The organism is Neisseria sp. P0009.S007 (assembly GCF_051962515.1).
In genome coordinates, this window is record NZ_JBQCVF010000068.1 from 6,085 (window position 1) to 11,421 (window position 5,337).

At 48.5% G+C, this 5,337-nt stretch carries 7 protein-coding genes and 1 pseudogene; 4 read left to right on the plus strand and 4 right to left on the minus strand.

Annotated features, from left to right (window positions below):
• Nucleotides 1-48: 48 nt before the first annotated feature.
• Both clpA and clpS read right to left on the minus strand, forming a co-directional pair.
• Nucleotides 49-2,328 carry an ATP-dependent Clp protease ATP-binding subunit ClpA gene (clpA, locus tag ACTHS3_RS07570; protein ID WP_004520800.1) on the minus strand — a complete coding sequence of 760 codons (2,280 nt, stop codon included), beginning with the start codon at nucleotides 2,326-2,328 and terminating at the stop codon, nucleotides 49-51.
• Nucleotides 2,329-2,331: 3 nt separating this feature from the next.
• Nucleotides 2,332-2,643: an ATP-dependent Clp protease adapter ClpS gene (clpS, locus tag ACTHS3_RS07575; protein WP_004520799.1), complete on the minus strand. Its 312-nt coding sequence runs from the start codon at nucleotides 2,641-2,643 to the stop codon at nucleotides 2,332-2,334.
• 257 nt (nucleotides 2,644-2,900) lie between these two features.
• On the opposite strand from clpS, the gene ACTHS3_RS07580 reads away from it, so the two are divergent.
• From ACTHS3_RS07580 to ACTHS3_RS07595, 4 genes are all read left to right on the plus strand, one after another.
• Nucleotides 2,901-3,104, plus strand: a complete 204-nt coding sequence (locus tag ACTHS3_RS07580) for a cold-shock protein (RefSeq protein WP_003682902.1) — start codon at nucleotides 2,901-2,903, stop codon at nucleotides 3,102-3,104.
• A 75-nt stretch (nucleotides 3,105-3,179) separates the two neighbouring features.
• Nucleotides 3,180-3,395, plus strand: coding sequence for a hypothetical protein (locus tag ACTHS3_RS07585; protein ID WP_003679564.1), 216 nt, complete (start codon nucleotides 3,180-3,182; stop codon nucleotides 3,393-3,395).
• Between the two features lie 84 nt (nucleotides 3,396-3,479).
• Nucleotides 3,480-3,926: an SsrA-binding protein SmpB gene (gene smpB, locus ACTHS3_RS07590; protein ID WP_003679566.1), complete on the plus strand. Its 447-nt coding sequence runs from the start codon at nucleotides 3,480-3,482 to the stop codon at nucleotides 3,924-3,926.
• 71 nt (nucleotides 3,927-3,997) lie between these two features.
• Complete coding sequence (locus ACTHS3_RS07595; RefSeq protein WP_004520797.1) at nucleotides 3,998-4,438, plus strand: hypothetical protein; 441 nt, start codon at nucleotides 3,998-4,000, stop codon at nucleotides 4,436-4,438.
• Nucleotides 4,439-4,510: 72 nt separating this feature from the next.
• Here ACTHS3_RS07595 and ACTHS3_RS07600 read toward each other — a convergent pair whose 3' ends face one another.
• Together ACTHS3_RS07600 and ACTHS3_RS07605 are read right to left on the minus strand one after the other, a co-directional pair.
• The gene (locus tag ACTHS3_RS07600; protein WP_004520796.1) at nucleotides 4,511-4,996 is read right to left on the minus strand and encodes a DUF4189 domain-containing protein; all 486 of its coding nucleotides are present in this window, start codon (nucleotides 4,994-4,996) and stop codon (nucleotides 4,511-4,513) included.
• A gap of 170 nt (nucleotides 4,997-5,166) precedes the next feature.
• A pseudogene (locus tag ACTHS3_RS07605) lies at nucleotides 5,167-5,337 on the minus strand (thioredoxin-disulfide reductase); the annotation flags it as partial.

Genomic DNA, 5,337 nt, shown 5'->3' on the forward strand with positions numbered 1-5,337 from the left:
ATAAAAAGGCCGTCTGAAATTTCAGACGGCCTTTTATTTTTCAGTCGGTTAAACAGTTTCTGTTTCAGGTTTGACCTTGCTTTTCTTAAACTTCAACACGGCTTTTTCTTTTGCTGCATCCCAGTCTATCAGCACAAAGCCACCTTCGGTGAGTTTGCCGAACAGAAGTTCGTCGGCGAGCGGTTTGCGGATTTTTTCCTGGATCAGGCGGTTCATCGGGCGTGCGCCCATTTGCGGGTCGAAACCTTTTTCCGCCAGATATTTGCGCAATGCCGGTGTGAATTCGGCTTCGACTTTTTTGTCGAGGAGCTGGTGTTCGAGCTGGAGCAGGAATTTGTCCACGACTTTGACGATAATGGGTTCGGACAAGGGCGCAAATGGGATAATCGCGTCCAAGCGGTTGCGGAACTCGGGCGTGAAGAGTTTGTTGATTGCCTGCATTTCGTCGCCGCGCTCGCGTTTGGCGGTAAAGCCGAGGTTGGGTCGGCTGAGGCTTTCCGCGCCTGCGTTGGTGGTCATAATCAGGATGACGTTGCGGAAGTCGGCACTCTTGCCGTTGTTGTCGGTCAGTTTGCCTGCGTCCATGACTTGCAGGAGGACGTTGAAAATGTCGGGGTGGGCTTTTTCGATTTCGTCCAAGAGCAACACGCAATGCGGCTGCTTGTTGACGGCTTCGGTCAAAAGGCCGCCTTGTTCAAAGCCGACGTAGCCTGGTGGTGCGCCGATGAGGCGCGATACGGCGTGGCGTTCCATGTATTCGGACATATCAAAGCGTTGCAGCGGTACGCCCATCGAGTAGGCAAGCTGTTTGGCGACTTCGGTTTTGCCGACGCCGGTTGGGCCGGAGAAGAGGAAACTGCCTATCGGTTTGTCGGGCAGGGCGAGGCCAGAGCGCGACATTTTGACGGCGGCAACCAGCGCGTCAATGGCGTTTTCCTGACCGTAAACCATGTTTTTCAAATCACGGCCGAGGAATTGCAACACTTGTTTGTCGTCGTGCGACACGGTTTTTTCGGGAATCCGCGCAACTTTGGCGATGACGGTTTCGATTTGCGCTTTGCCGATGACTTTTTTCTGTTTGGATTTGGGCAAAATCCGTTGCGCCGCGCCTGCTTCATCCATTACGTCGATGGCTTTGTCGGGCAGGAAACGTTCGTTGATGTAGCGGGCGGAAAGTTCGGCTGCGGCTTCAAGTGCGCCTTGCGTATAGCGGACTTGGTGGAAATCTTCAAACATCGGTTTCAAGCCGCGCAGGATTTGTACGGTTTCGGAAATGGTAGGCTCGACCACGTCAATTTTTTGGAAACGGCGGCTTAAGGCGTGGTCTTTGTCGAAAATGGTACGGTATTCGTCATAAGTGGTCGCACCGATGCAGCGCAGCGAGCCTTTTGCCAGCGCAGGTTTGAGCAGGTTAGACGCATCCATTGTGCCACCGCTGGTGCTGCCCGCGCCGATGATGGTGTGGATTTCGTCGATGAATAAAATGGCGTGCGGGATTTTTTCGAGCTGTTTCAAGACGGATTTGACCCGTGCTTCAAAGTCGCCGCGGTATTTCGTGCCCGCCAAAAGCGAACCCATATCCAGTGCGTATACTTCGGCTTCTTTCAGCACGTCGGGAATATCGCCGTTGACGATTTGGTGTGCTAAGCCTTCCGCCAGCGCGGTTTTGCCCACACCAGCCTCGCCGACCAAAAGCGGATTGTTTTTGCGGCGGCGGCACAGGATTTGTACCAGCCTTTCCATTTCGTGTTTGCGACCAATCAAAGGGTCGATACGGCCGGCTTTGACTTCGGCGTTGAGGTTGACGGTGTAGTCGGAAAGAGAGCCGGTTTTCTGTTCCGCTTCTTCGCCCTCGCGTCCCAGGCCGTCTGAATCATTGCAGTCTTCGTCATCAGGCGAGCCATGGGCAATGCAACGCAAGACTTCAAAGCGTGTAATGGATTGCAATTTGAGGAAATAAACGGCATGGCTTTCAGATTCGCTCATCATGGCAACCAAAATATCCAAAGGCTCTACTGCGGCTTTGCCGGCAGACTGGGTATGCACCATTGCCCGTTGGATGACGCGTTGGAAGCCCAATGTCGGCTGGGTTTCGACCGTATCCAGAAGATGATCGGGAATTTGCGGTGTATTTTCTGCAACGCTGGCCGCAAGCTGCTCGGACAGGACTTTCAAATCCGCACCACACAGTTTCAAGACGTTCGGCACAGCCGCATCTTCTTCTATCAACACCAAAAGCAGGTGTTCCAAGCTGATAAACTCATAACGGGCGTTGCGTGCTTCACGGTAGAGCAGTTGCAGGATGTGTTCCAATTCGGGTGAAAGCATGATTTAAACCTCTTCGACTATACATTTGAGCGGATGCCCTTCAGCTTTGGCACGTTCCATGACCTGATGTTGCTTGGTCTGCGCAATATCGCGCGTGTAGGTGCCGCACAGGCCTTTGCCTTCGTGGTGCACCAGCAACATGACGGCCACTGCCTGTTCCTGTGTAAGCATAAAGACTTCGGTCAGGATTTCGACGACAAATTCCATGGTGGTGTAATCGTCGTTCAATAAAAATACGCCGTAACGTTTCGGCGGCTGTGTGTTGATATCGCTGAGCAGGGTATCGGATTGGTGGTCGGTATTCGGATGGTTCATAAGCTTAGGTTTCAGTTTTCAGACGGCCTGTTTTAGAGTGTAAACAGTTTTCTGTTGTATTTCGGCAATTTTTTTCTATTTTCCCACTTTTTTGAAAACATAGCTTGACGTTTTGTCTTAACAAATGTAAAAAGACGGTTAAGCAGAAGTTGGCACTCGACCGCGTATGTGATACGTGGGAGAAACGCTGAACGTTTTAGTTTGCTGTATGCCTTGTTTTGCTGATTTTGTTAATTTTTAAGTATAGGAAGTTTCTAATGGCAACCGGTATCGTAAAATGGTTTAACGACGCTAAAGGTTTTGGTTTCATCACTCCTGATGAAGGTGGCGAAGATTTGTTCGCTCACTTCTCAGCGATCAACATGGATGGTTTCAAAACCCTGAAAGAAGGTCAACGCGTATCTTTCGACGTAACCACCGGCCCTAAAGGCAAACAAGCTGCTAACATTCAAGCTGCTTAATCAAATGCGCGGCGTAAGCCGTAAAATCATGGCGGGGTTTCCCGCCATTTTTTATGGGCGTTCGAGTTAAAAATTATGAATCAAAATTCATCTTATCAAAATGCTTTAAACCAGTTAGACGAGCTTATCCGTCATTTTCGTAGCGAAGGCGAGGTCAGCTGCGCCGTTGCCGAGCGTGAAGACCAAATCTTAATCCGCCTTGCCGATTTGAAACTGGATTTGCGCCCTGAAGATGAAAAAGCGATTGCTGATATCGACCGTTTTTACCGCCGCCATGTTTTAAGCGAATAAACGTTTCAAAACCGTTTGCCGTTTTATTTTTTAAGCATGCCTGATAAAATAGGCCGTCTGAAAAGTTTGTAAAGAATCAGCACAATGAGTATTGCCAATAATAAAAAAGCCTTTCACGATTTCTTTATCGAAGACCAAATCGAAGCCGGTATAGTATTGGAGGGATGGGAAGTCAAAGCCATCCGCGCTGCACGCGTGCAATTAAAAGAAAGCTATATCTACTGGAAAAAAGACGCATTCTATTTGGTGGGCTGCCACATTACCGCATTGCCCACTGCCTCGACACACGTCAAACCCGACCCTGTCCGTCCGCGTAAGTTGTTGTTGAAACAATCGGAAATCAACAAGTTAATCGGTAAAACCGAACGTGCCGGTTATACGATTGTGCCCTTAAACCTGCATTACACACGTGGTAGAATCAAAGTGGAAATCGGTTTGGCCAAGGGTAAGAAACAGCATGACAAACGCCAAAGCCTGAAAGAAGCGGATTGGAAGCGTGAGAAACAACGTTTGATGAAAAACGTACGTTGATTTTTTCAGACGGCCTTTTTGTAAAGGCCGTCTGAATATTTATTGTTTGAAAATTTTAAAAAGGAAAACAGATGAAAACCATGATTTTAGCAGCGGCTTCAGCCGTATTGTTGCTGGGCGCGTGTTCTACTACGGAACAAAGAGTATTGAAACCTGAAGAGCTGACCAGCATCAAACATGTCTGCATCATTCAGAATGCAAAAGTGCGTCCGCATGATTTGGACAAGGCTTTGTCCAAAGCTTTGGCAAAACGCGGCATTGGCAGCACGATTGTAACCGCAGACAACCGTGGCAAACTGTATGATTCTTCTTGCCCGTATAATCTGCGTTACAAAACCAAAGGCAATGACGAAATCTTGCGTAAAGGCGTATTTGTGTTGCGAAGCACGAAGTATGCGGTTTCTACTGTCAGCTACTCTTTAAATGATGAAAACCACTTCCGAACCAACCCTGATTTGGTGAAACAGGCTGAAGGCGTTGTGGCCAAATTGTTGGAAAAAAACAGCAAATAAAAGCCAGAATAAAAAACCGGCTTGCCGTGATATGGAGAATATCGGGCAAGCCGGTTTTATTTTCAGACGGCCTTAAATGGATTTGATTTTTTCCCAAAGGGTTTTGACTGTACCTTGATAGTAGGTTTCGGAAGTGCAATAGACTGTTTCTAAAGCACATTGTCCTTGTGAGCCGTATTTTTTGATACATTGGTTCAAGGCAATTTGATGCACGGTTTTGAAACGTGGGGAGGTAATGGCTACCACGTTTTGAGCAGTCAATTTGCCCATGGCTTTAGGATAGGCAACAGCGATACAGGTGTTGTGCAGAGGGACAACCGTTTTGCAGCCTGTTGCTTGGCCTGCACCGATGCCGGCTAAGGCATCTTGGCCTTTGCAGAATGTTTCGAGTTCGGCTGTCGCATCCAGTTGGGTGGCATTTTCTTTGGTGGTTTTGATTTGCAGCGCTTCATCGCTGTTGGCTGGGTTTTGCCACATGGCCAGGTAGCCGTAAGTATCGGCAGCCAGGGCGGCAGGAGTCAGTGCGCAAAGGATAAGTGTCATTAGTGTTTTTTTCATGTTCGTTCCCTGTTTGTTGGGTATTTGTCGTTATTATAAAGCAAAAGTACTTATTTGATATAAATTTGCTTTTAAAATGAATATTTAGTGTGGCAGATAGATTATAGGCCGTCTGAAATTTCAGACGGCCTTTTGATTATGTTTTAAAGAATAGGGCGTAGCTTAGAGGTTTATACACCGTGGCGGTCGAGCCAACGTTCGGCATCAAGCGCGGCTTGGCAGCCGGAAGCGGCGCTGGTGATGGCTTGACGGTAGGTATGGTCTTTGACGTCGCCTGCCGCCCATACGCCTTCGATATTGGTTGCGCCGACATTGTCACCGGTACCGCCTTTGGTTTTCAG

Bases quoted from the DNA above. Each gene is read 5' to 3' on its own strand.
- clpA (WP_004520800.1), bottom strand. From the start codon at position 2,328: ATGCTTTCACCCGAATTGGAACACATCCTGCAACTGCTCTACCGTGAA.
- clpS (WP_004520799.1), bottom strand. From the start codon at position 2,643: ATGAACCATCCGAATACCGACCACCAATCCGATACCCTGCTCAGCGAT.
- ACTHS3_RS07580 (WP_003682902.1), top strand. From the start codon at position 2,901: ATGGCAACCGGTATCGTAAAATGGTTTAACGACGCTAAAGGTTTTGGT.
- ACTHS3_RS07585 (WP_003679564.1), top strand. From the start codon at position 3,180: ATGAATCAAAATTCATCTTATCAAAATGCTTTAAACCAGTTAGACGAG.
- smpB (WP_003679566.1), top strand. From the start codon at position 3,480: ATGAGTATTGCCAATAATAAAAAAGCCTTTCACGATTTCTTTATCGAA.
- ACTHS3_RS07595 (WP_004520797.1), top strand. From the start codon at position 3,998: ATGAAAACCATGATTTTAGCAGCGGCTTCAGCCGTATTGTTGCTGGGC.
- ACTHS3_RS07600 (WP_004520796.1), bottom strand. From the start codon at position 4,996: ATGAAAAAAACACTAATGACACTTATCCTTTGCGCACTGACTCCTGCC.